General features: G+C 65.1%; 23 protein-coding genes. 10 read left to right on the top strand and 13 right to left on the bottom strand.

The window, feature by feature from the left end; genetic code table 11:
- Positions 1-957: pitrilysin family protein (locus F8K16_RS08280; RefSeq protein WP_294949302.1), on the bottom strand; the 957-nt coding region annotated here is incomplete at its 3' end.
- A gap of 67 nt (positions 958-1,024) precedes the next feature.
- On the opposite strand from F8K16_RS08280, the gene ftsY reads away from it, so the two are divergent.
- The 3 genes from ftsY to F8K16_RS08295 all read left to right on the top strand — a co-directional run bounded on the left by ftsY (position 1,025) and on the right by F8K16_RS08295 (position 4,022).
- On the top strand, positions 1,025-2,227 hold the full coding sequence (gene ftsY, locus F8K16_RS08285; protein WP_294949306.1) for a signal recognition particle-docking protein FtsY: 1,203 nt from the start codon (positions 1,025-1,027) through the stop codon (positions 2,225-2,227).
- Between the two features lie 81 nt (positions 2,228-2,308).
- Positions 2,309-3,448 (top strand): DUF2914 domain-containing protein, encoded by a 1,140-nt coding sequence (locus F8K16_RS08290; protein ID WP_294949309.1) that lies wholly within the window; start codon positions 2,309-2,311, stop codon positions 3,446-3,448.
- A complete protein-coding gene (locus F8K16_RS08295) occupies positions 3,438-4,022 on the top strand; it encodes a transglycosylase SLT domain-containing protein (RefSeq protein WP_294949313.1) in 585 nt (194 codons plus the stop codon). Before F8K16_RS08290 ends, F8K16_RS08295 begins: the two co-directional genes overlap by 11 nt.
- A gap of 63 nt (positions 4,023-4,085) precedes the next feature.
- On the opposite strand, the gene fabB is transcribed toward F8K16_RS08295, so the two are convergent.
- From fabB to F8K16_RS08315, 4 genes are read right to left on the bottom strand one after another with little or no spacing between them, the layout of a single operon-like run.
- On the bottom strand, positions 4,086-5,306 hold the full coding sequence (fabB, locus tag F8K16_RS08300; RefSeq protein WP_294949318.1) for a beta-ketoacyl-ACP synthase I: 1,221 nt from the start codon (positions 5,304-5,306) through the stop codon (positions 4,086-4,088).
- 11 nt (positions 5,307-5,317) lie between these two features.
- Positions 5,318-5,836: a 3-hydroxyacyl-[acyl-carrier-protein] dehydratase FabA gene (gene fabA / locus F8K16_RS08305; RefSeq protein WP_294949322.1), complete on the bottom strand. Its 519-nt coding sequence runs from the start codon at positions 5,834-5,836 to the stop codon at positions 5,318-5,320.
- Positions 5,837-5,883: 47 nt separating this feature from the next.
- A complete protein-coding gene (gene glnE, locus F8K16_RS08310; RefSeq protein WP_294949325.1) occupies positions 5,884-8,586 on the bottom strand; it encodes a bifunctional [glutamate--ammonia ligase]-adenylyl-L-tyrosine phosphorylase/[glutamate--ammonia-ligase] adenylyltransferase in 2,703 nt (900 codons plus the stop codon).
- Positions 8,573-9,391, bottom strand: a complete 819-nt coding sequence (locus F8K16_RS08315; RefSeq protein ID WP_294949330.1) for a hypothetical protein — start codon at positions 9,389-9,391, stop codon at positions 8,573-8,575. The genes glnE and F8K16_RS08315 overlap by 14 nt, the downstream gene beginning before the upstream one ends.
- Positions 9,392-9,556: 165 nt before the next feature.
- Here F8K16_RS08315 and F8K16_RS08320 point away from each other — a divergent pair, with 165 nt between their 5' ends.
- A complete protein-coding gene (locus F8K16_RS08320) occupies positions 9,557-9,895 on the top strand; it encodes a P-II family nitrogen regulator (protein ID WP_294949332.1) in 339 nt (112 codons plus the stop codon).
- A 24-nt stretch (positions 9,896-9,919) separates the two neighbouring features.
- Entirely contained in the window at positions 9,920-11,164 is a 1,245-nt protein-coding gene (locus tag F8K16_RS08325) for an ammonium transporter (protein WP_294949336.1), read from the top strand.
- Positions 11,165-11,278: 114 nt separating this feature from the next.
- Here the strand turns inward: F8K16_RS08325 and F8K16_RS08330 are convergent, their stop codons facing one another.
- Positions 11,279-11,704, bottom strand: a complete 426-nt coding sequence (locus F8K16_RS08330; RefSeq protein WP_294949339.1) for a hypothetical protein — start codon at positions 11,702-11,704, stop codon at positions 11,279-11,281.
- A gap of 60 nt (positions 11,705-11,764) precedes the next feature.
- Here F8K16_RS08330 and F8K16_RS08335 point away from each other — a divergent pair, with 60 nt between their 5' ends.
- Together F8K16_RS08335 and F8K16_RS08340 are read left to right on the top strand one after the other, a co-directional pair.
- A complete protein-coding gene (locus F8K16_RS08335; protein WP_294949398.1) occupies positions 11,765-14,536 on the top strand; it encodes a valine--tRNA ligase in 2,772 nt (923 codons plus the stop codon).
- The gene (locus F8K16_RS08340; protein ID WP_294949343.1) at positions 14,514-15,224 is read left to right on the top strand and encodes a TIGR04211 family SH3 domain-containing protein; all 711 of its coding nucleotides are present in this window, start codon (positions 14,514-14,516) and stop codon (positions 15,222-15,224) included. The genes F8K16_RS08335 and F8K16_RS08340 overlap by 23 nt, the downstream gene beginning before the upstream one ends.
- Positions 15,225-15,415: 191 nt before the next feature.
- Here the strand turns inward: F8K16_RS08340 and aroB are convergent, their stop codons facing one another.
- Together aroB and aroK are read right to left on the bottom strand one after the other, a co-directional pair.
- Entirely contained in the window at positions 15,416-16,498 is a 1,083-nt protein-coding gene (gene aroB, locus F8K16_RS08345) for a 3-dehydroquinate synthase (RefSeq protein ID WP_294949346.1), read from the bottom strand.
- Complete coding sequence (gene aroK, locus F8K16_RS08350) at positions 16,495-17,022, bottom strand: shikimate kinase AroK (protein ID WP_294949350.1); 528 nt, start codon at positions 17,020-17,022, stop codon at positions 16,495-16,497. Before aroK ends, aroB begins: the two co-directional genes overlap by 4 nt.
- Positions 17,023-17,111: 89 nt before the next feature.
- Between aroK and gmk the strand changes: the two genes are divergently transcribed.
- Genes gmk through F8K16_RS08365 form a run of 3 tightly spaced genes read left to right on the top strand, consistent with a single transcriptional unit; the run spans position 17,112 to position 19,233 of the window.
- Entirely contained in the window at positions 17,112-17,723 is a 612-nt protein-coding gene (gmk, locus tag F8K16_RS08355; RefSeq protein ID WP_294949355.1) for a guanylate kinase, read from the top strand.
- 17 nt (positions 17,724-17,740) lie between these two features.
- Positions 17,741-18,283 carry a Uma2 family endonuclease gene (locus F8K16_RS08360; RefSeq protein WP_294949358.1) on the top strand — a complete coding sequence of 181 codons (543 nt, stop codon included), beginning with the start codon at positions 17,741-17,743 and terminating at the stop codon, positions 18,281-18,283.
- A complete protein-coding gene (locus F8K16_RS08365) occupies positions 18,280-19,233 on the top strand; it encodes an RsmB/NOP family class I SAM-dependent RNA methyltransferase (RefSeq protein ID WP_294949362.1) in 954 nt (317 codons plus the stop codon). The genes F8K16_RS08360 and F8K16_RS08365 overlap by 4 nt, the downstream gene beginning before the upstream one ends.
- Positions 19,234-19,235: 2 nt before the next feature.
- Here the strand turns inward: F8K16_RS08365 and F8K16_RS08370 are convergent, their stop codons facing one another.
- The 5 genes from F8K16_RS08370 to F8K16_RS08390 form a co-directional block, all read right to left on the bottom strand.
- Positions 19,236-20,993, bottom strand: coding sequence for a TIGR03545 family protein (locus F8K16_RS08370; RefSeq protein ID WP_294949365.1), 1,758 nt, complete (start codon positions 20,991-20,993; stop codon positions 19,236-19,238).
- A gap of 31 nt (positions 20,994-21,024) precedes the next feature.
- Positions 21,025-21,933, bottom strand: a complete 909-nt coding sequence (locus F8K16_RS08375; RefSeq protein WP_294949368.1) for a lysophospholipid acyltransferase family protein — start codon at positions 21,931-21,933, stop codon at positions 21,025-21,027.
- Positions 21,923-22,609, bottom strand: coding sequence for an ATP-binding protein (locus F8K16_RS08380; protein ID WP_294949402.1), 687 nt, complete (start codon positions 22,607-22,609; stop codon positions 21,923-21,925). Before F8K16_RS08380 ends, F8K16_RS08375 begins: the two co-directional genes overlap by 11 nt.
- Before the next feature lie 65 nt (positions 22,610-22,674).
- Positions 22,675-22,950, bottom strand: coding sequence for a plasmid stabilization protein (locus F8K16_RS08385; protein WP_294949372.1), 276 nt, complete (start codon positions 22,948-22,950; stop codon positions 22,675-22,677).
- A complete protein-coding gene (locus tag F8K16_RS08390; RefSeq protein ID WP_294949375.1) occupies positions 22,928-23,206 on the bottom strand; it encodes a type II toxin-antitoxin system Phd/YefM family antitoxin in 279 nt (92 codons plus the stop codon). The genes F8K16_RS08385 and F8K16_RS08390 overlap by 23 nt, the downstream gene beginning before the upstream one ends.
- Between the last annotated feature and the right edge of the window lie 2 nt (positions 23,207-23,208).

Here is a 23,208-nt window from a genome sequence, read left to right on the forward strand (position 1 = left end):
CCAGCGGGCGGTGCTGTCATAGCCGGCCGAGGCGCTGGCGGCGATGCGGCGCTCGCGCACCAGCTCCCGGCTCAGACGGCTGGAGGCATCCCCCGACAGAATGGCCGAGGCCAGCTCAAGCGCCCAGGCTTCCTTTCTGTTTTCCGCCGTCGCCAGCGTGGGCACATGAAAGCCCATCAGCAGCGTAGGCACTTCCACCGCCGCCTTCAGGGTGATGCGCCGCTCGCCCTGCTGGGCGATCTCCTTCTGGGGTTTGGGCGGGATGATCTTTTCCGGCTTGAGCTTGCCGTAAGTCTTGCGTGCAAGCTTCATCACCTCTTCCGGCGTCACGTCGCCCACCACCACCAGAATGGCGTTGTTGGGCGCATACCAGCGCCGATACCACGCCTTGAGATCATCCAGCGTGTAATGCTGAATGTCCGTCATCCAGCCGATGACCGGATGGTGCGGCGGGCTGTTGACGAAGGCGGCGGCGTTGAACTGTTCGCTCAGCCGCGCCTCAGGGTTGTCCTCCACCCGCCAGCGGCGCTCCTCGGCCACCACCTTGCGCTCCTTCTGGAATTCATCCTCCCTGAGCTTCAGGTGACGCATGCGGTCGGCTTCCAGCGCCATCACCTCCGCCAGATGCTGCCGGCCCACGATCTGGAAGTAGGCGGTGTAATCCCGGCTGGTGAAGGCGTTCTCCCGCCCGCCCATGCGCGAGACGCGGCGGGAGAATTCGCCCGGCGCCAGCCGGTCGGTGCCCTTGAACATCATGTGCTCCAGCATGTGGGAGATGCCGGTCAGCCCATTGGGTTCGAAGTTGCCGCCCACCCGGTACCACACCATGTGGGCCACCACCGGTGCGCGGTGGTCCTCCTTCACCAGCACCGTCATGCCGTTGTCCAGCCGGCCCTGAAACAGCGCCGCCTGCGCTGGCAGCGCGCACACGAGCGCCAGCATTGCAATCCATCTCATCGCCTGATCTCCGCAGTCAAAACGGCCCTTATAATAAATCCAATTCAAGTCAACGGAATAGAGACCCATGTTCGGCCTGTTCAAAAAGAAGAAAAAACCCGCAGACCAGAAACCCGCGCCGGAAACGGCCGAAAGCGCCGCGTCCTCCGAGACGGACAGCCCGGTCAAACCCGCCACACCCGAACCTTCCACCCCGGCTGACGCAGACATTCCGCAGCAGACGGCGGAAGAAGCGGCCACCGCCGAGCAGCAGGCGGCACCGTCCGCAGACGAAACCGACGAAGCATCGCCCGCAGAAGGAGCGTCAGCCGAACCGGCCTCCCCTCCCGCCGAGCGCAGCAAGCCGAGCCTGTTCGCCCGGCTGAAGGCGCGGCTGAGCAAGACCCGCCACGGCCTGACCGACGCCATCGCCAGCCTGATCGCCGGGCGCAGGCAGATCGACGACGAGCTGCTGGAGGAGCTGGAGATGATCCTGCTCTCCGCCGACGTGGGCGTGGAGGCGACCGACCGCATCATCGCCAGCCTGACCGAACAGGTCTCCCGCCGCGAGCTGAAAGACCCGCAGGTGCTCATGAGCGCCCTGCGCCGCCAACTGCTAGAGATGCTCGAACCGGTCAGCCAGCCGCTGGAGATCGACCCGCAGCGCAAGCCCTTCGTCATTCTCATGGTGGGCGTCAACGGTGTGGGCAAGACCACCACCATCGGCAAGCTGGCGCGTCGCTTCAAGGACGAAGGTCGGTCCGTCATGCTGGCGGCGGGCGACACCTTCCGCGCCGCGGCGGTGGAGCAGCTGCAGACCTGGGGCGAGCGCAACGGCGTGCCCGTGGTGGCGCAGAAGACCGGCGCCGACAGCGCCGCGGTCATCTATGACGCCCTGCAGTCGGCCCAGGCCCGCGGCGTGGACGTGCTCATCGCCGACACCGCCGGACGCCTGCACACCCAGTCCAACCTGATGGAGGAGCTGAAGAAGATCAAGCGGGTCATGGCGCGGCTGGACGAGAGCGCACCCCACGAGATCATGCTGGTGGTGGATGCCGCCACCGGCCAGAACGCCCTGAAGCAGGCGGAGATCTTCCATGAGGCGGTGGGCCTGACCGGCATCACGCTCACCAAACTGGACGGCACCGCCAAGGGCGGCGTGGTGGTGGCGCTGGCGGAACGTTTCGGCGTGCCCATCCGTTTCATCGGCGTGGGCGAGAGCGCCGAGGACCTGCAGCCTTTCGATGCCGAGGCCTTCGTGGACGCCCTGTTCGCCCGGGACGAAAAATGAGACTGTTTCGCCCCATGTCATCAAAATGCCTGACTAAAATGGCACTCTGACATTCTGACCAGCGGACAGAAGACTGACACCATGCGGCTGCCACACACGGACAATGCCGAGGCCATCTGGGCCTTCAAGAAAGGTTACCGCTTCGCCCGGCAGGGCAAGGCGCTGACCGACATGCCTCTGTCGATCCGCATCAACCGGGAACTGAAGCCCTTTTTCGAACAGGGCTACCAGCAGGCGCAGGAAGCGCTGGCAGCCGAAACCGGCCCGCGCCTGACGCCGCAGAAACGCCTGCTGTGGATCGCGCTGGCCATTCTGGCGGGCTTTGCCACCGCCAAGCTGATGATTGACGAAATGCGCCAGCAGGACAAGGCGCCTGCGCTGGCGCAATCCACATCCGTGCCCGCCCCAGCGCAGCCCGCCACCTCGAACCGGTCTGACGCGGCTTCACAACCTGCCGCCGCCGAAGACACGGCCAGGGCCACATCCACCGCCCTCACCGAAGGCGAAGCGGCGACGGCACCGCACCGGTCGCCCGAAGTTCATGCGGCAGCTTCCGTGCCCACAGACACCGAAAGCGCAATACCGGCGCCACCGACCGAACCGAACACCGCCGAAACACCCGGTGAGGCTGGAACAAGCACGACGCTCGCTGCGACCTCACCCAATGAAGCGCTGGCACTGATGCCGCCCGCCGCCGGTCGGACGAATACGGCCGACACCGTGCCTACCGGGCAGGTCACCGCGCCCACGAAAATGTCGACCGCTTCCCACAGTGGTGCGCCGGTGGATGCCACCGTGGACCAGCCGGGGCTGGCTCTGCTCGATAGCGAGGCCCGCGCCAAGCTGCACGCGCAGGATGCCGATACCGCACCCCTGCTGCCGCCGCTGGCCGATTCACCTATTCACATCACTCGTGCCGTGCTGGCGGTGGGCGTGCGGGACAGGGAGCCGGTGGGCGAACTGCAGGAGGTGGTGCCCAAGTCGATCCGGCGGGTCTATTTCTTCACCGAAGTGAAAGGCGCCAAGGGTCATACGCTCATCCACCGCTGGCGCTACGGCAACCGGGTCATGGCGGAAGTGCGCCTGCCCATCCGGTCCGACGACTATCGCACCTGGTCCAGCAAGCGTCTGTCCGCCGGCTGGGCCGGGCGCTGGTGGGTCGAGGTGGTGGATGAGGATGGACAGGTGATCGCCAGAAAGGGGTTCCGCTATGTGCGTTAGACGAACGCTTCGGCGCCGCGGGCTGCTGGCGCTGGTCATCACCCTGCTGCTGGCCGGCTGCAGCACCTCGCCGGTCTACAGCCCCAATCGCCCGCCTGAACATGTGGCCGGGGACGCCTGCAAGCTCAACCGCTATGACCGCACCTTCCTCGATGCCGCCCGCAAGGCGGAGCGGCGCTGGGGCGTGCCGGCACACGTGCTGCTGGCCTTCGTGCACAAGGAATCCCGCTTTGCCGCCACGGCCCGTTCCGCCAGCGGCGCCTACGGTTATCCGCAGGCCAAGGACGGCACCTGGCGCGAGTATCAGAAGGCCACCGGCCGCTGGGACGCCAGCCGGGAGGACATCTACGACGCGCTGGATTTCATCGGCTGGTACAACTATGTCAGCCACAAGCGCCTCGGCATCAGCCGCTGGGATGCCTACCGACTCTATCTGGCCTATCACGAAGGACGCGGCGGCTATCAGCGCCGCACCTACGAGCGCCGCCCGTGGGTCAAGCGGCTGGCGCGCAAGGTGGCCGACACCGCATGGCGCTACCGCCAGCAGATGAAGCGCTGCGGTCTGGCCCGCTGACGCCAGATACGAAAACGCCCCGCATTGGCGGGGCGTTCATCTTCACGCCGGCATTTACCGTTTTCAGCCGTCAAAGCGGCGCAGCACCAGCGAGGCATTGGTGCCGCCGAAACCAAAGCTGTTGCTCATGACCTGCTTCAGCCCGGCGTTGTCGATGCGCTCGCGCACGATGGGCACGCTCTCGCATTCCGGATCCAGACGTTCGATATTGATGGATGGAGCGATGAAGTCCCCCTCCATCATCAGCAGGCTGTAGATCAGCTCGTGCACGCCCGCCGCACCCAGCGAGTGGCCGGACATGGATTTGGTGGAGCTGATCTTCGGCAGATCGTCACCGAACACGGCACGGATGGCGCCGATCTCCTTGGTGTCGCCCACCGGCGTGGAGGTGCCGTGGGGGTTGATGTAGTCGATGGGGCCTTCCACCCCTTCCAGCGCCAGACGCATGCACCGCTCCGCGCCCTCGCCGGAGGGCGCCACCATGTCGTAACCGTCGGAATTGGCACCATAGCCGACGATCTCGGCGTAGATCTTCGCGCCGCGTGCCAGCGCGTGCTCCAGCGCCTCCACCACCACGATGCCGCCCCCGCCGGCGATGACGAAACCGTCCCGGTCGGCGTCATAGGCGCGCGAGGCCTTCTCCGGCGTGTCGTTATACTTGGTGGACAGGGCACCCATGGCGTCGAACAGCATGGAGAGCGTCCAGTGCAGCTCCTCGCCACCGCCGGCAAAGACAATGTCCTGCTTGCCCAGCTGGATCTGCTCCACCGCCGTGCCGACACAGTGGGCGCTGGTGGAACAGGCGGAGCTGATGGAGAAGTTGATGCCCTTGATCTTGAACAGGGTGGCCAGGTTGGCCGAGACGGTGGAACCCATGGTGCGCGGTACCCGATAGGGGCCGACCCGCTTGACGCCCTTGCTGCGGGCGATGTCGGCGGCCTCCACCACATTGACGTTGGAGGCACCGCCGGAGCCGGCGATCACACCGGTGCGCGGGTTGGAGATTTCCTTCTCCTCCAGCCCCGCGTCGGCGATGGCCTGCTGCATGGCGATGGTGGCATAGGCGGCGGCATCCCCCATGAAGCGCAGCGCCTTGCGGTCGATGTGATCGGAAAAATCCAGATCCTTGATGGCGCCGTGCACCTGTGAGCGCATGCCGATCTCGGCGTATTCGGGCGCAAACACGATGCCGGAGCGCCCTTCCCGCAGGGAATCGGTCACCGCCTGCTTGTCATTGCCGAGGCTGGATACGATGCCCAGACCGGTAATCACCACCCGTCTCATGTCCACCTCCGTCAGAACTGGCTGGTGTCGGTGAACAGGCCGACACGCAGATCACTGGCCGAGTAGATTTCCCGGCCGTCCACATACATCTTGGCGTCGCCGATGCCCATGTAGAGCTTGCGCTTGATGACCCGCTTCATGTCGATGCGGTACTTGACCAGCTTCGCCGAGGGCAGCACCTGGCCGTAGAACTTGACCTCGCCGGCGCCCAGCGCGCGGCCACGGCCCGGCCCGCCCGTCCAGCCGAGGAAGAAGCCGATCAGCTGCCACATGGCGTCCAGCCCCAGACAGCCGGGCATCACCGGGTCGTTCTCGAAGTGGCACTGGAAGAACCACAGGTCGGGCTTGACGTCCAGCTCGGCCTCGATCAGACCGAGGCCGTGCTCGCCGCCCTCGTCGGAGATGTGAGTGATACGGTCGAACATGAGCATGGGCGGCAGCGGCAGGCGCGCGTTGCCGGGGCCGAACAGCTCGCCATGACCGCAGGCGATCAGCTCGTCATAGGAGTAGCTGGATTTCTTTTCGAACATGAAGCTTTTCCGCACATGGATTGAGTTTGATTAACTTGACGATTATATCAGCTTGCCATGACCCTGTCCCAGGCTGCCCGGACGGCGGCCACCTGCGCCGCCACCACCTCCCGCGGCACGCGCGCGGGCCGGTCCGCCAGCGCCAGCCGGTGCGCCTGTGCCCGCAGGGCCACATAGGCCTCGGCCAGCTTCTGCGCGGTCTTTTCATCCAGCAGGCCGGCACGGGCGATGGCCTCCAACAGACGCAGGTTATCGCGCCAGCGGGTCAGTTCCGGATGCTCATGGGCGTATGCGAGCACGAAATACTGCACCAGAAACTCGATGTCCACCAGCCCGCCGCGCCCCTGCTTGAGGTCGAAAGCGTCCTCATCGGAGCGATCCAGGTGAGCCTGCATCTTCGCACGCATGGCGGCCACCTCCCGCGCCACCACCGCCGGATCCCGCGGCTGGCGCAGCACCGCCTCGCGCACCTGTTCGAAGGCCGTGCAGCCCGCCTCCTCCCCCACCACGCAGCTGGCACGCACCAGCGCCTGCAGCTCCCACAGCCACGCCCTGTGACGCAGGTAGTCGTCAAAACTCGCCAGCGAACTGGCCAGCAGCCCATCCCTGCCATTGGGACGCAGGCGCGTGTCCACCTCATACAGCCGGCCGGAGGTCATGCGGGTGGTGAGCACGAACAGCAGCTTCTGCGCCGCGCGGATCATCCAGGTCTGCGCGTCCAGCGGACGGGGCCCGTCGGTGAAGGCGCCACTGTCCACACCGTGATAGAGGAACACCACATCCAGATCGGAGCCATACCCCAGCTCGTGTCCGCCCAGCTTGCCGTAACCGGCGATCAGCCCGCAGCCACTCGGCAGCGCCCCGTGGCGGGCGGTCATCCAGTCAGTCACCCAGCGCCAGGCGGTTTCCAGCACCGCCTCGGCGATCCAGGTGAGCCGGTCGCTCACCCGGGGCAGCGGCAGCACGCCCATGACATCCTGCGCCGCCACCTGAAACACCTGCTGCTGCTTCCACTGGCGCAGCCGCTCCATGAAAGCCTCCTCGTCCGCCCCCCACTGGACCCGCACCGCTTCCGCCCCGGCGCGGTAGTCCGCCTCGGAGACGGTGCCGTAGAAGCTGTCCACATCCAGCAGCATCTCCAGCAGCACCGGGTGCTGCGTCAGCATGCGGGCCAGCCAGCCACTGGCGCACAGCAGTTTCGCCAGCTCCTCACGCACGACAGGCGTGCCCTGCAGCAGCATCAGATAGACGCCGCGGCGGGCCACGGCGCCGAGAAAATCCAGCGCGCGGGTCAGCCCGGCGGTGCGGTCACAGTCCTCCACGGCCGCCACCGCCGCCAGCAGCAAGGGTGCGACCTCATCCAGTCGCCGGCGGCCCGGCTCGTCCAGCTGACGCACGGCGAAGCTCTCCTGCAGCGCCCGAACCGCCCCCCGCACGGCGGCAGGATCGGCCACGCCCGCCTGCCGCAGGCGCGCGTCCGGCACGCTCTCCGGTGCCTGCCACAACTGCTGCCACAGGGTCGGACACTGCGCGTCCTCCGGAAACAGGGCGCTGAAGTTCTCCTGCACCCGCTGACGCACCGGAGTCAGCGCCGCCAGCAGCCCGTCGTAATCGGCGAAGCCCAGCGATTCGGCCAGCCGGGTGCGGGCCTCCGGCGCCTCCGGCAGAGTGTGGATCTGGGCGTCCGCTTCCATTTGCAGATGGTTTTCCACCCGGCGCAGAACGTCATAGTCGGCCCGCTGCTGCGCCACGGTTTCGGCAGACACCAGCCCCGTCTCCTCCAGCGCTGACAGCGCGCGATAGAGCGATGGCGTCTGCAGTGCCGGTCGCCGCCCGCCATGGATCAGCTGGAAAGTCTGCACCCAGAACTCCACCTCACGGATGCCGCCCGGCCCAAGCTTGATGTTGTCGACCATCCCCCGACGCTGCACCTCAGCGTCGATCTGCGCCTTGAGCGCCCGCAGCGACTCGACGGCGGTGTAGTCCAGATAGCGCCGGTAGATGAACGGGCGCAGACTCTCCAGCAGCCTCGCTCCAGCCGTCATATCCCCCGCCACCGGCCGGGCCTTGACCAGCGCGTAGCGTTCCCACGCCCGACCATGGGCGGCGTAGTAGTCCTCCATGGCGGCGAAGCTGACCGCCAGCGGCCCACTGCTGCCGAAAGGACGCAGACGCCAGTCCACCCGATAGACGAAACCGTCGGCGGTCTGCTCGCTCAGCAGCGGGGTGAGTTTCTGCACCAGACGGATGAAGAACTGCTGATTGTCCAGCGGGCGCCCGCCGTCGGTCTCCCCCCCTTCGGCGTAGACGGCGATCAGGTCAATGTCGCTGGAGAAGTTGAGCTCGCCGCCGCCCAGCTTGCCCATGCCCAGCACCACCGGCCGCACCACCTCGCCGCTGTCGGCACCGTGCGGCAGGCCGTGACGAGCCGCCAGCGCTTCAAAGCACCAGTCCACCGCCAGCGCCAGCAGCGTCTCCGCCAGCGCCGTCAGCTGCGCCAGCGTCTCCGGCACCGCATCCAGCCCCAGATAGTCGCGGATGGCGATGCGCGCCGCCTCACGCTGACGCAGAAGGCGCAGTTCCCGGGCAAAGACGGCGGAATCTTCGGTTTTTTTCAGCGCGGCCAGCGCGCCATCCTGCAAAAATGGGGGAGACCCCGTCCAGAACGCCTCTTCCAGCACCTGTGGCTGGCGCTCGGCCACCCGCGCGACAAAAGGGCTCCAGCGCAGCACATCGTCAATCGTCGCCATCGCACACCTCCCGGGGCGGCACCAGCCGCCGCTCCGCGTCAAAGTAGTAGAGATACAGCAGCGTGCCACGCCGGTCGTTGAGCTGCCAGATCTCGGTGGCCTCGCAATCCGGCAGCGGAAAACTGTTGCTGACAAACAAGCTACGGGGCGGCATCTCGGCGCGCACCTTTTCACTCAGCCGCGCCATGGGCGCCGGAGAGAGAAAGGCGTACACCATGTTGAAGTCTCCCAGCTGCGTCTCCCAAAGACTGACGCCGTGCACCTCGCCCGCATCCCCCACCCGGCGGTGCGCCACCCACAGGTTGAGCGGCGCCGTCTCCACACCCACCGACCGCACCACAGCGGGGCAGTGCGCCCCCAGAAAGCGCACCACGCCACCCCAGCCGCAGCCCAGGTCCATGAAGCGCACCGGCGCCTGCAGGGTGTTCGCGGCGCGGCACAGCGCCTTCCATGTGGTGCGGTTGCTCAGGTAGAGGGGCACCTGCTCCGACAGGGCGTTGCGGAACACCAGCCACAGCAGCGCCAGCGCCAGCGCCACGCCCCACCATGGCACGCCCACCGCCAGCGCCAGCCACAGCAGCGGCGGAAACAGAAGCTGGATGACGAGCCACCAGCGCGGCAGGCCCAGGCGCCAGGACAGCAGCGCTGCCAGCACCCCCTGCGCCAGCGCCCAGCCCCACAGGGGATAGGGCGGCGGAATCAGTACCGGCAGCACCCGTGCCAGTGCCAGCAGCATCACAAAGGCCGCGCCCTGCAGCAGCAGCGCCCGCACCACAGGCGGCAACACGCCCCAGGCTGCACTCACCTTGTGCATTGTGGCACCACACAGGAACACGCCGCCGGATTGACGGAAGACGCTTCAAGAATCAACTTATTGATATATTGGATTTTTTCAGAAAGTGGCATGGCAAGAGCTTTGATATTGGGGCACATCGCACCTTTGTTCAAACAGGCACGCTGAGGAGACAGTATGAAACTGATCACTGCCATCATCAAGCCGTTCAAGCTCGACGCGGTGCGCGAGGCGCTGCACGAGCTGGACATTCACGGCATGACCGTGACCGAGGTGAAGGGCTATGGCCGCCAGAAGGGCCATACCGAAATCTACCGCGGCGCGGAATATGCCATCGAGTTCATGCCCAAGCTGAAAGTGGAGGTCGTCGTCAAGGCCGATCTGGTGGAGAGCGCCGTGGAGGCCATCATCAACGCCGCCCAGACCGGCAAGATCGGCGACGGCAAGATCTTCATCTCGCCGGTAGAGGACGCCATCCGCATCCGCACCGCCGAGAAGGGCGAAGAAGCGCTGTAAAGACATAAACGGAGGACACACCCGATGGAACAACCCACCATTCAACTCGCATACGCGCTTGATACCTTCTACTTCTTGGTGTCCGGCGCACTGGTCATGTGGATGGCCGCCGGCTTTGCCATGCTGGAGGCCGGTCTGGTCCGCGCCAAGAACACCACCGAGATTCTGGCCAAGAACATCGGCCTGTTCGCCATCGCCTGCATCATGTACATGCTGGTCGGCTACAACATCATGTATGGCGACGGTGACGGCATCCTGCCCAGCATCTCCTTCCTGCTGGGTGGCGACAACAGCGTGGCCGATGTGCTCAAGGGCGGCGATGACGCGCCCTATTACTCCAACATGGCCGACTTCTTCTTCCAGGTCGTGTTCGTAGCCACCGCCATGTCCGTGGTTTCCGGTGCCGTGGCCGAGCGCATGAAGCTGATGGCCTTCTTCGTGTTCGCCATCATCTTCACCGGCTTCATCTATCCGGTTGAAGGCTACTGGAAGTGGGGCGGCGGCTTCCTGGACCAGATGGGCTTCCAGGACTTCGCCGGTTCCGGCATCGTGCACATGGCCGGTGCGGCCGCTGCGCTGGCAGGCGTGCTGCTGCTGGGTGCGCGCAAGGGCAAGTACGGCCCCAACGGTGAAGTGCGCCCGATCCCCGGCGCCAACCTGCCGCTGGCCACACTGGGTACCTTCATCCTGTGGCTGGGCTGGTTCGGCTTCAACGGCGGCTCCGAGCTGAAAGTGTCCAACATTGAAGAAGCCAACGCCGTGGCCATGGTCTTCGTCAACACCAACATGGCAGCCGCCGGCGGCGTCATCGGTGCCCTGCTGGCCTCCCGTCTGGTGTTCGGCAAGGTTGACCTGACCATGCTGCTCAACGGCGCGCTGGCCGGTCTGGTGGCCATCACCGCCGAGCCGCTCAATCCCTCCGCGCTGGAAGCCACCATCTTCGGCCTGATCGCCGGCGTGATCGTCTTCTTCAGCATCATCACCCTGGACAAGATGAAGATCGACGACCCGGTCGGTGCCATCTCCGTGCACGGCGTGGTGGGCATCTTCGGCCTGCTGATCGTGCCGCTGACCAACAGTGATGCCACCTTCGGCAACCAGATCATCGGCGCAGCCGTGATCTTCGCCTGGGTGTTCGTCATGTCCCTGATCGTCTGGGGCATCCTCAAGGCTGTCATGGGCATCCGCGTCAGCGAAGAGGAAGAGTACGAAGGTCTGGACATCGGCGAGTGCGGCCAGGAGGCCTACCCCGAGTTCACCAAGAACTGATCACACATGGCCGGGGCCGGCGGCGTGGCGCCGCCCCTGCCACCGACTTCGTGACCTCCACGCGATGTGTTGCCCCGCCTCTTGTGCGGGGTTTTTTGTGTCTGAAGAAAAGGATCAGAGGTTGCGCACCCGCGCAAGAAGCCGCTGCCAGCGCTGCCACAGCGTCGGCCGCGGCACGGCGATGTGCTCGAAACGCATGACGCAGGCCGGTGCCTGCGGGTTGAACAGCGGATTGTCGCGCCAGTGGAGCAGAGTATCCGGCTCCAGACCGGAGTCCAGCGCCACCTGCTCCCATGTGGGCGGCGCTTCGGCGAGAATGCGCGGTGGCGTGGAGGAGAAATCCACCGGCCATTTGTCACCGACAAACACCGTCTCGGTGCGCCCGTTCTCCATCCAGATGCGCACCTTCTCGCCCACCTCAAGCAGCGAGCCGTAGGGCAGGAACAGGTATTTCGCCCCCAGATGGCTCACCGGCACATCCAGCAGTGGCGGCCCCGGCGGAAACTCGAACTGGCAGAAGTCCCCTCCGCAGCAGCTCATGCCCCCTCCCATGCGACTGATATAATTGTGCGATTAAACATTCCCGCAGACGAGGCGATGATGGACAAGCATTTCGACCCCAAGGCGATTGAATCCAAATGGTACCCCGAATGGGAGGCCAGAGGCTACTTCAAGCCGCAGCCCAGCCGCACCGGCAAGCACTACTGCATCGTCATCCCGCCGCCGAATGTCACCGGTTCGCTGCACATGGGGCACGCCTTCCAGGACACCATCATGGACATCCTCATCCGCTACCACCGCATGAAGGGCGACGAGACTCTGTGGCAGCCGGGCACGGACCATGCCGGCATCGCCACCCAGATGGTGGTGGAGCGCCTGCTGGAGCGGGAGGGCAAGAGCCGTCACGATCTTGGGCGGGAGAAGTTCCTCGAACGGGTCTGGCAGTGGAAGGAGGAATCCGGCTCCACCATCACCCGCCAGCTGCGCCGCATGGGGGCGAGTCTCGACTGGAGCCGCGAGCGCTTCACCATGGACGAGGGCCTGTCCAATGCGGTAAAGGAAGTGTTCGTCCGCCTGTATGAGGAGGGCCTGATCTACCGTGGCAAGCGGCTGGTCAACTGGGATCCTGTGCTGCACACCGCCATCTCCGATCTGGAGGTGATCAGCGAGGAGGAAAACGGTCATCTCTGGCACTTCCGCTATCCGCTCACCGACGGCAGCGGCCATCTGGTGGTGGCCACCACCCGTCCGGAGACCATGCTGGGGGACCAGGCGGTGGCCGTGCATCCGGAAGACGAACGCTACAGACATCTGATCGGCAAGACGGTCACCCTGCCGCTGGTGGGGCGGGAGATTCCCATCATCGCCGACGACTATGTGGACCCGGAATTCGGCACCGGCTGCGTCAAGATCACCCCGGCCCACGACTTCAACGACTACGAGATCGGCCAGCGCCACGGTCTGCCGCTTTTGAACATCTTCACCGTGGACGCGGCCATCAACGACAACGCGCCGGAAGCCTACCGGGGGCTGGATCGCTTCGAGGCGCGCAGGCGCATCGTGGCCGACATGGAGGCCGCCGGCCTGCTGGAGAAGATTGAGGACCACAAGCTGATGGTGCCCCGCGGCGACCGTTCCGGCGCCGTCATCGAGCCCTATCTCACCGACCAGTGGTATGTGGCCATCGAATCCCTGGCCAAGCCGGCCATCGAGGCGGTGGAGAAGGGCGAGATCGAATTCGTGCCCAAAAACTGGGAGAACACCTATTTCGAGTGGATGCGCAACATTCAGGACTGGTGCATCTCCCGCCAGCTGTGGTGGGGCCACCGCATTCCCGCCTGGTATGACGAGGCGGGCAATGTCTATGTGGGCCGCAGTGAAGAAGAAGTACGCGAGAAATACAATCTGGGCGACACCCCGCTCCGACAGGACGAGGACGTGCTGGACACCTGGTTCAGCTCGGCGCTGTGGACCTTCTCCACCCTGGGCTGGCCGGAGAAGACACCGGAGCTGGAGAAGTTCCACCCCACCAACGTGCTGGTCACTGGCTTCGACATCATCTTCTTCTGGGTGGCCCGCATGATCATGATGACCCTCAAGTTCATGGGAGAGGTGCCCTTCCATCAGGTCTATGTGCACGGGCTGGTGCGCGACGCTCAGGGACAGAAGATGTCCAAGTCCAAGGGCAATGTGCTCGACCCGCTGGACATCATCGACGGCATTGATCTGGAAAGCCTGGTGAAAAAACGCACCTACGGCATGATGCAGCCCCAGAAGGCCAAAAAGATCGAACAGCAGACCCGCAAGGAATTCCCCAACGGCATTCCCGCCTACGGCGCCGACGCGCTGCGCTTCACCTTCGCCTCGCTGGCCTCCACCGGGCGGGACATCCGTTTCGACCTGCAACGCTGCGAAGGCTACCGCAACTTCTGCAACAAGCTGTGGAACGCCAGCCGCTACGTGCTGATGAACACCCGGGGCGAGGATGTGGGGCTGGACGAGAACCTGCCTGTGGAACTGTCCGTGGCCGACCGCTGGATCATCTCCCGCCTGCAGCGGGTGGAAAAGGAGGTTACCCGCCACATCGAGCAGTATCGCTTCGACCTGATGGCCCAGACCCTGTATGAGTTCACCTGGGACGAGTTCTGCGACTGGTATCTGGAACTGTCCAAGCCAATCCTGAATGACCCAGCTGCTTCTGATGCCCAGAAACGCGGCACCCGCCGCACGCTGGTGCGCACGCTGGACGCCCTGCTGCGCCTGCTGCATCCGGTCATCCCCTTCATCACCGAAGAGATCTGGCAGCAGGTCAGGCCGCTTTCCGGCGCCGAGGGCGAGACCATTATGCTGGCACCTTATCCGCAAGCGGATGAGAAAAAAATCGATGAAGCCGCCGAGGCGGAAATCACCTGGCTGCAGCAGTTCATCATCGGCGTGCGCCGCATCCGCGCCGAGATGAACATCGCCCCGGGCAAGCCGCTGCCGGTGCTGCTGGCCAACCTGAACGACACCGACCGACGGTATCTGGCCGACAACGAGGCCTTCCTCAAAACCCTGGCACGGCTGGAGTCCATCACCGTGCTGGAAAGCGAGGCGGACGCGCCCGAATCCGCCGTGGCGCTGGTAGGCGAGATGAAGGTGCTCATCCCCATGGCCGGCCTGATTGACAAGGACGCCGAACTGGCCCGGCTGAAGAAGGAGCTGGACAAGCTGCGCAAGGAGCGCGAGCGGCTTGAGAAGAAGCTGGCCAACGACAACTTCGTCAGCCGCGCCCCGGCGGAAGTGGTTGAAAAGGAGCGGAAAAAGCTGGAAGATGTGCTCTCCGCCCTCACCAATCTGGAAGCCCAGCATGAAAAGATCCGCGCCCTCTGAGCTGCTCGCCCTCGCCCTGTCGCTCGCGCTGGCCTGGCTGCCCGTGCAGGCTCAGGCCGCCCCGGCGCAGAGCGGCTTCAAGCACTACATCACCGACCAGCTGGAAGTGCCGGTGCGCCGCGGGCCCGGCTTCAACTACAAGATCATCAACCTGCTCAAGTCCGGCACCCCCGTCACCGTGCTGGAAGTCAACGACAAGGGCTGGGCGCGCATCCAGTTCACCTGGAAGGGCAAGATCCGTCAGGGGTGGATGCCCGCCCGCCTGCTGAGCAACCAGCCGGTGGCGCGCATGCAGCTCAAAACGCTGCAGCAGAAGAACGCCGAACTCAACGCCCGGGTGCAGCAGCTGCAGCAGCAACAGCAGCAGCTCCATGCCGAACTGGACGACACCCGCAAGCAGCTGGGCGAGGCGCAGAAGAAGCTGTTCACCCTGCGCAAGGACTACACCCACCTCAAACAGGTCTCCGGCCACGCCGTGGCGCTGGATGAGGAAAACCAGAAGCTCAAGACCCACCTGCGCGATCTGGAGCAGGAAAACGCCATGCTCAAGGAACAGATCGCCCACTCCGAAGACGCCGTCAAACGCCAGTGGTTCCTCACCGGCGCCGGCGTGCTGCTGCTCGGCCTGCTGCTCGGCCGCTTCATGCGCGCCCCGCGCCGGCGCAGCAGCTGGTCCAGCGACCTGTAAACCCGTTTTACCCCCGCCAGAACGCAAAATCCCCGCCAGAGCGGGGATTCTTCCATGCGCCGCCGACGCGGCTTCAGTTGCATCCTGCAAAAATGGGGGAGACCCCGTTTATCGGGATCAGCGGTGCCTCAGACGGGCGAAAAGGAGAACACCGAAAGCAAACGCAATGGCCGCCCCACTCCGCGGAGCATTCAGGCGGCGCGCCACTCCGTGAGAGTGCGCTGGAGCAGCTCGGCCGGGTAGTCTCCGCTCACATAGGCCTGCCCGATGGCCTTGAGCAGCACGAGGCGGATGCGACCCGCCTGCACCTTCTTGTCGCCGGCCATCAGTTCCATGAAGCGCTCCGGCGTCATCTCGGCGGGGGGATAGACCGGCAGGCGTGCCGTCTCGAAGGCGGCCTTCATGCGCTGGAGGTCCGCCTCGCTCAGATCGCCCATCAGATGGCTCATGTAGCCCGCCTGCATCATGCCGGCGGCGATGGCCTCTCCATGCAGCCAGTTGCCGTAGCCCATGCCCGCCTCGATGGCGTGACCGAAGGTGTGCCCCAGATTGAGCAGGGCGCGCTGGCCCGCCTCCCGCTCGTCGGCGGCCACCACCTCGGCCTTGTTCCAGCAGGAGCGCTCGATGGCATAGGCCAGCTGGCCCTTGTCCCGCGCCAGCAGATCGGGCAGACGCTCTTCCAGATACTCGAAGAACTCGGCATCGCGGATCAGACCGTATTTGATCACCTCGGCCAGCCCGGCTGACAGCTGGCGGTCCTCCAGCGTGTCCAGCGTGTCGGTGTCGATGATGACCGCCTGCGGCTGGTGGAAGGCACCGATCATGTTCTTGCCCAGCGGATGGTTGACGCCGGTCTTGCCGCCCACCGAGGAGTCCACCTGCGCCAGCAGGGTGGTGGGCACCTGGATGAAGTTCACCCCGCGCTGGTAGCTGGCGGCGGCAAAGCCGGTGATGTCGCCGATGACACCGCCGCCCAGCGCCACCAGCGTGCAGCGACGGTCGAAGCGACGCTCCATCAGCGCGTCATAGATCAGTTTGAGCGTGTCCAGATTCTTGTACTGCTCGCCGTCGGGCAGCACCACGTCCGCCACCTCGAAGCCGTCGAACAGCGCGCGGCAGGCGTCCAGATAGAGGGGCGCCACGGTGGTGTTGGTGACAATCATCACCTGCGTGCCGTGCACATGGGGCCGCACCAGTTCCGGCTGGCGCAGCAGGCCGCGGCCGATGTGGATGGGGTAGCTGCGTTCGCCCAGATCGACGGTCAAGGTGTTCATGAAACGATGCCCTGTTCCTTAAGCTGCGTGAGAATTCTGCGCACCACGTTGCCCACCGGCACGGCTTCGGTCTGCACCACCAGATCGGCCACCTCGCGGTAGAGCGGCTCCCGCTGGCGGAGGATTTCCGCCAGCGTGCCCTTGGGATCGTCATTCTGCAGCAGCGGGCGCTTGCGGTCGTGACGCACCCGCTCGAACAGGTTGTCCACGTCAGAATGCAGATAGATGACAAACCCGCGGGAGCGCAGGTGCTTGCGGTTGTCGGCCCGCAGCACTGCTCCACCGCCGGTGGCCAGCACGATATTGGGCTTTTGGGTCAGCTCGTCGATGACCTGCGCCTCGCGCCGGCGGAAACCGGCCTCACCCTCAATGTCGAAAATCATGGGAATGGTGGCGCCGGTGCGCGCCTCGATCTCGTGATCGGAATCGTGGAAATCAAAGCCCAGCCGCTCGGCCAGCAGACGGCCGACGGTGGATTTTCCGGCCCCCATGGGGCCCACGAGAAACAGGCTGGGCGTATGCATGATGGGCTATTGTAGCGGATTTGATGCCGGGCCGATTCCCCGCCGGGCGCTTATGGCACAATAACGGGAAAAACACACGGGACAGTACAATGCAGGGACAGCTCTATGTCATCTCCGCCCCTTCCGGGGCCGGCAAGACTTCACTGGTAAAGCGTCTGACCGAAACGGACCCGCTCATCCGCGTGTCGGTCTCCACCACCACCCGCCCGCCCCGTCCCGGCGAGGTGGATGGCATCAACTACCACTTCACCGACGTGGACACTTTCAGGCAGCAGGTGGAGGCGGGCGACTTTCTCGAATGGGCCGAGGTGTTCGGCAACTACTACGGCACGCAGAAAAGCCAGGTGGAGAAACTGCTCGGCGCTGGCTTCGATGTCATTCTGGAGATCGACTGGCAGGGGGCCCAGCAGATCCGCGAGAAGATGCCCGGCACCCAGTCCATCTTCATCGTGCCGCCCTCGCTGGAGGAGCTGGAGCGTCGTCTGACCGGCCGGGGCACCGACGCGCCGGAGGTGATCGCCCGCCGTCTGAGCGAGGCCAGAGACGAGATGCGCCACTATCCGGAGTTCGACTATGTGGTCATCAATGACGACTTCGATGTGGCCTTCGACGAGCTGCACACCATCTTCAAGGCCAACCGGCTACGCACGCCACGCCAGCAGGCGCGCCACGGTGCGCTGCTGAGGGCCCTGACGGATTGACACAGGGAGGACACTCCATGCCTGCCGTGCCGGATATTCGCTATACGGTTGCTGACCATGCGCGCTGGGAAGGGGACTGGGAACTGGTGGAAGGGCATCCGGTCGCCCTGTCACCGGCGCCGGTGGTCGCCCATCAGCTGATCAACACCCGCCTCATGGCCCAATTGACTCAGTCGCTGGAAAGGTGTGAGCACTGTCTGGCCATTGCAGAAGCCGAGTGGCATGTGGACGACGACACCGTTTTCCGTCCCGATGGTGTGGTCATCTGCTATGAGCCGGGGCGCTATCTGGACCGTCCGCCCGTGCTGGCGGTGGAGGTGGTCTCCCCTGCTTCCGTTCAGATGGACCTGCACTACAAGTTCGAGCGCTACGCCACGGAAGGCGTGCGCTTCTACCTGATCGCCTGGCCGGAAGAACGGCGCATCAAACTCTACCGCCGCAATGACGAAGGGCGCTTCGTGCTGCTGGAGAGCTTCACCGGAGAAGGCGAGGTTGAGCTGCCCCTGCACGAGGGCTGCACCGCCCGGCTGGATTTCGCCCGCGTGTTCCACCGCCTGTGACCACCGCGCTGCCGGATCTTTTCATCGAGCGGCTGCGCCGCATCGTCCCGCCGGAAAAATGGGATGCCGTCTGGCAGGCGCTGCATGCGCCGAAACGGGCCGTCGGCTTCCGCCTCAACCCGCTCAGGCTGTCGGAAGACGGGGTCTCCCCCATTTTTGACTGGTTCGCCGAAAACCGCATCGACACGACCCCGCTTTCGGGGCTTTTTCAGGGCTTTTCGGCCCCTTTTGAGCATCGGACGGCCCTTTCCCACAGCCCGTGGAGCGAGAACGGGCAGCTGTGGCTGCAAAATCCCGGCTCCCAGTGGATCGGCCAGCTGGTGGACGCCCTGCCGGGCATGGAGGTGCTGGATCTGGCCGCCGCGCCCGGCTCCAAGACCACTCAGCTGGCGGCGCTGATGGAAAACACCGGCTATCTGGCGGCGGTGGAGCCGATCCGCGGGCGCTATTTCCGCCTGAAGGAGAACTTGAAACGGATGGGTGTGGAGAACGTGCGCACCTTCATGGCCGACGGACGCAGCATCGGCCGCAAGGTGCCCGGCCGCTTCGACCGGGTGCTGCTGGACGCGCCCTGCTCGTCCGAAGGGCGCATGCACGCCCTGGAGCCGGAGAGCCTCGCCCACTGGTCTCCCCGAAAGATTCGGGAGCAGAGTCGCAAGCAGAAGGGGCTGATCCTGTCGGCATGGCAGGCGCTGAAGCCGGGCGGGGTGCTCACCTACGCCACCTGCTCCTTCGCGCCGGAGGAGAACGAGCGCATCATCGCGCACCTGCTGAAAAAGGCGCCGGAGGCAGAACTGCTGCCCATCGAGCTGCCGTTCGACAACTGGCAGCCGGGGCTGACCGAGTGGGACGGGCGGGCGCTGCCGGAGGCGCTGCGTCACGCCCGGCGCATTCTGCCGGACGGGCTGTTCGACGGCTTTTTCGTTGCCCGCGTCCGCAAGCCGGGCTGACCTCAGAAGCCCGGCAGCTTGATGCCCCCCGGAATCGGCAGGCCGCCCTTGTCGCCCGATGGAATGGGCAGCGCATTGCCCTTGCCGCCGGTCAGCGCCTTCTTGAGCAGCTGATCCAGCTGGCCGTCCAGTCCGTTGACCTGCCCCTGCGCACTCACCAGCGGCCCCAGCATGCCGGAGAGCTGACCCATCTCGCTCTGGGCGCGCTGCTGCAGCTCGGCCATCAGCTGCTTTTTCACCTGCGTCAGCTGCTGCTGCATCACCCGCTGCAGCGTCTTGCCCAGCACCTTGTCCAGATCGGACTGAATGGCGATCTTCGGCGCGTACAGGCTGCCGGAGAACTTCACCTTCAGGTTGAAGTCGCGGATGTTCTCCAGCACTGGTTTGAGGTATTTCTGCACCTCCGGCTGGCTGGCCTGAAGCACATCCAGCGCCACCTGGGCGAACTTGCCGTCCACCTCACCCCGGATCTTCTCCCAGGAGATGAGATCCGCCTTGCCGGTGAGGTTGGCCTGCGCCTGCCTGAGCAGCACCCCCAGCGTGGGCGAAGAGGACAGCGGCAGGTCCTTCAGATGCAGGCCAACGCCTTCCAGCAGGGCTTTGATCTGCGCCTGAGACGGATTGAGCAGATCGGCCACACCCTTGATCTCCACCGGCTTGTCCGCGTGCTGGTGGCGGAAGTCGATGCGGTAGGGCGTGGTCACCTGATACAGGGCCTGATTGAGGGTGACATTGCGCGCCAGCGCGTCAAACTGCCCGGTAGGCAGCCGGCCGTTGATCTTGAGCGTGCGCACCAGCGTGTCCAGCGCCGGATTGGGTTCGGCGGACTTCTGCTGAGCCGGCTGATTCAGCAGCGGCCGGATGCGGCTCACCCAGCCGGTGGCCACGCTCAGATACTGGCGCACCTGATCCCCCAGCAAGGTCTCCATCACCCGGGTCATGCCCTGCGCGTTGAAGGTGTATTTCTGCTGCAGGCGGCGCAGGTCCTGCGCCGGCAGGGATTTGAGCTGCGCCAGCTGCTTTTTCAGCTCGGTGACCCGCGCCAGCAGCTTCTTGGCCTCGGCCAGCTTCTTGCGGTCCTGCTCGATGCGGCTTTTGAGCGCCTGAATCTTCTGCAGCGACTGGGGATTGAGCCCGCCTTTCTGCAGCTGGCTCAGCTCCGCCTGATACTGCTTGACCACCTCCCCGCCGGGCAGGCTCTTCTGGATATCCTCCCACTGCTTCTGCAGCGCGGCGATCTGTTTTTTCAGATCTTCGGCCACCTGCACGGTCCTGAGATCCTCGCTGGCGAGGATCTTCTGCGGGTCCGGCAGGCGGAATTCCGGCAGCTTGCCGGCGGCCGCCTGCTGTGCCAGCGTCCTGGTCTGAGCCACAAGCTGGTCCGGCTTCCTGTATACCCTGCCGGCATGGCGGCGCGCCTTGTGCATCTCCAGCCCGGCCACATCCACCACGTCGAGAATGGGCTTCATGTCCATGCGCAGCATGTCCATCAGCGCAGGCTCCGCGTAGGCGCTGGCGATGTAGACCAGATTCTGCTTCGGGTTGTTGGGGTCGGTCAGCTGAATGCCGTGCACTGTCACGCCCACCGGCAGCAGGTGCACGTCCACATCGGCAATGTTGACCTCCGCGCCCCACTTTTTGGTCAGCTCCGCCTCGGCGCGGCTCTTGATGATGGGCGGTGCCACCAGCTTGGCGCCGGCGACCACGCCCACGGCCACCACGGCCACGCCCCCCAGCGTCCAGTTGATCCATCTGCTCATGAACAACCCTCCTCGACGGTTCACCCTGCCATTATGCGTTTTTTCTGTAGATATCCTCAAGATTTTCCGGTGGCTTGCGCCAGCGCTTGTAGGTCCACTGATACTGTGCCGGCGCCAGCGCCACGCAGCGCTCCACCGCTGCATTCAGCCGCCGCGCCGCCTCGACGGGGTCGTCGATGTCCAGATCCGGCCCGGGCAGAAAATGCACGTCGAAGCCGTCGCCATCCGCCCGGCGCAGGGTCACGCCCATCACCGCCAGCGCGCCCGTCTTGCGCACCAGCTTGTGCGCCAGTGTCATGGTGCGCGCCGGACGGCCGAAGAAATCCGCGAACACATGGCCGGCATCCGGCGCCTGATCCGGCAACAGCCCCACCACCTCGCCGGCACGCAGCACATCCAGCAGCCGCTTGACCCCGCGCACATTGGTGGGCACCACCCGGGCGCCGGCCCGCTCCCGCGCCTGACGCATGAAGCGGTCCACGCCGGAGAAATACGGGGGTTCGTACATGGAAGTGGTCGGCCAGCGCAGCCCCAGATAGAGCCCGCCCAGCTCCCAGTTGCCGATGTGCGGCCCCAGCACCAGCACGCCACGGCCCTCGGCCTGCGCTGCCTCCACCAGTTCCTCGCCATGGCGTTCACGCACAAGGCTCATGATGCGTTCCGGCGGCCACAGCCACAGCGGCCCCAGCTCGGCGGCCACCTTGCCGGTCTCCCGCAGCACGGCGCGGGTCATGGCTGCGCGCTCATCATCGGACAGATGGGGATAGGCCTGTTTCAGGTTGATCTCGGTGATGCGGCGCACCTCGCCACCCAGCATGAGCAGGTCACCGATGCCGGCGCCCACCCGCTGGACGCCCCGCAGGGGGAGCTTCGACATCAGCTTCACGAAGCCGATGAAGGCCGGGCTGACCAGCCGGTCCTTCCAGGGTTCAGCGGCCAAGCAGCGCTCCTCCCCGGTTGTCGTCTGCGATCAGCGGCTGCATGGCGCGCCACAGGTTGGCGAAAAGATGGGGGTTGCGCCGCTCCTCCTCACGCAGCAGCTGCTTGAAGTGCTCCCGCTCGGTGGGCTTGCTGAAGCAGGCGGGACAGTTGTCGGGAATCACCGGCAGGCCGGCGCTTTCGGCAAAGGCGCGGCACTGGCTCTCACGCACCCGCACCAGCGGGCGGATGATGCGGATGTCGCCTTCGTTGTTGAGGTAGTGGGCCTTCATGGTACGCAGATCGCCGGAGTGGAAGGCGCTCATGAGGAAGCTCTCGGCCAGATCGTCCAGATGCTGCGCCAGCGCCAGCACGTTGTAACCCTCGCGCCGGCACACGGTATAGAGAATGCCCCGCTTCTTGCGGGCGCAGAAGCTGCAGAAGGAGTCCCCCTTCATCTGCCGCTGCGCCTGCTCGACGAAATCCTCGCTGTGGAAGAAATAGGGCACCTCCAGCTCGGCCAGAAAAGCCTTCAGCGGGCTGGGATCGAAGCCGGGAATCTGTGGGTCTACCGTGCAGGCGGCCAGCTCGAACTTCACCGGCGCATGGCGCTGCAGGTGCCTGAGCACCATCAGCAGGGTGAGCGAGTCCTTGCCGCCGGAGAGCCCCAGCAGAATGCGGTCGCCCTCGCGGATCATGCCGAACTGGGCGATGGCCCGCCCTACGGGCTTGAGAATCGCCTTGGGCGGGCGGATAGGTTCACTCACCGATAGACCTCTTCATGAGTGCCAATATTGACCAGCTTGATCAGCTGACCATCAATTTCCAGCTCCAGCGTGATGCGATAGTTCATGTTGAGCGAGACGGAATGGAGCCCCTTGAGCCGCCCCCGCAGTGCATGCAGCCGTAATGAAGGGTGAAACGGGTCGCGCGCCAGAATGAGAATGGTCTTGCGGTAGCGCGGCAGAAGATCCGGATGCTGCCTGATGAAACGGCGGAAGCGTCTTTTGTAGCTGTCAGTCTGAATGATGCGATACATCCGCCGCCGCCTGCTCCGCCCATGCAAGATGCTCTTCGGCCGACACCACCTCGTAACGCCCGGCGGAGATGTCCTCGTTCACCTCCCGCAAGGCAGCCTCCAGCTCCAGCTCGCGCAGGTGCTCATAGCGCTCGGCATCCAGCACCACATAGCGTGGCTTGCCCCGCACCTGAATGACCACCTCGTCAAACTTTTCCAGCAGGCGGGCAAACAGCGCCGTACCCCGCGCCTTCACCTCACTGGCTGACACCATCATCT

This window comes from Sulfurivirga sp. (genome assembly GCF_015490265.1).
Lineage (GTDB): Bacteria > Pseudomonadota > Gammaproteobacteria > Thiomicrospirales > Thiomicrospiraceae > Sulfurivirga.

Bases quoted from the DNA above. Each gene is read 5' to 3' on its own strand.
- ftsY (WP_294949306.1), top strand. From the start codon at position 1,025: ATGTTCGGCCTGTTCAAAAAGAAGAAAAAACCCGCAGACCAGAAACCC.
- F8K16_RS08290 (WP_294949309.1), top strand. From the start codon at position 2,309: ATGCGGCTGCCACACACGGACAATGCCGAGGCCATCTGGGCCTTCAAG.
- F8K16_RS08295 (WP_294949313.1), top strand. From the start codon at position 3,438: ATGTGCGTTAGACGAACGCTTCGGCGCCGCGGGCTGCTGGCGCTGGTC.
- fabB (WP_294949318.1), bottom strand. From the start codon at position 5,306: ATGAGACGGGTGGTGATTACCGGTCTGGGCATCGTATCCAGCCTCGGC.
- fabA (WP_294949322.1), bottom strand. From the start codon at position 5,836: ATGTTCGAAAAGAAATCCAGCTACTCCTATGACGAGCTGATCGCCTGC.
- glnE (WP_294949325.1), bottom strand. From the start codon at position 8,586: ATGGCGACGATTGACGATGTGCTGCGCTGGAGCCCTTTTGTCGCGCGG.
- F8K16_RS08320 (WP_294949332.1), top strand. From the start codon at position 9,557: ATGAAACTGATCACTGCCATCATCAAGCCGTTCAAGCTCGACGCGGTG.
- F8K16_RS08325 (WP_294949336.1), top strand. From the start codon at position 9,920: ATGGAACAACCCACCATTCAACTCGCATACGCGCTTGATACCTTCTAC.
- F8K16_RS08330 (WP_294949339.1), bottom strand. From the start codon at position 11,704: ATGAGCTGCTGCGGAGGGGACTTCTGCCAGTTCGAGTTTCCGCCGGGG.
- F8K16_RS08335 (WP_294949398.1), top strand. From the start codon at position 11,765: ATGGACAAGCATTTCGACCCCAAGGCGATTGAATCCAAATGGTACCCC.
- F8K16_RS08340 (WP_294949343.1), top strand. From the start codon at position 14,514: ATGAAAAGATCCGCGCCCTCTGAGCTGCTCGCCCTCGCCCTGTCGCTC.
- aroB (WP_294949346.1), bottom strand. From the start codon at position 16,498: ATGAACACCTTGACCGTCGATCTGGGCGAACGCAGCTACCCCATCCAC.
- aroK (WP_294949350.1), bottom strand. From the start codon at position 17,022: ATGCATACGCCCAGCCTGTTTCTCGTGGGCCCCATGGGGGCCGGAAAA.
- gmk (WP_294949355.1), top strand. From the start codon at position 17,112: ATGCAGGGACAGCTCTATGTCATCTCCGCCCCTTCCGGGGCCGGCAAG.
- F8K16_RS08360 (WP_294949358.1), top strand. From the start codon at position 17,741: ATGCCTGCCGTGCCGGATATTCGCTATACGGTTGCTGACCATGCGCGC.
- F8K16_RS08370 (WP_294949365.1), bottom strand. From the start codon at position 20,993: ATGAGCAGATGGATCAACTGGACGCTGGGGGGCGTGGCCGTGGTGGCC.
- F8K16_RS08380 (WP_294949402.1), bottom strand. From the start codon at position 22,609: ATGATCCGCGAGGGCGACCGCATTCTGCTGGGGCTCTCCGGCGGCAAG.
- F8K16_RS08385 (WP_294949372.1), bottom strand. From the start codon at position 22,950: ATGTATCGCATCATTCAGACTGACAGCTACAAAAGACGCTTCCGCCGT.
- F8K16_RS08390 (WP_294949375.1), bottom strand. From the start codon at position 23,206: ATGATGGTGTCAGCCAGTGAGGTGAAGGCGCGGGGTACGGCGCTGTTT.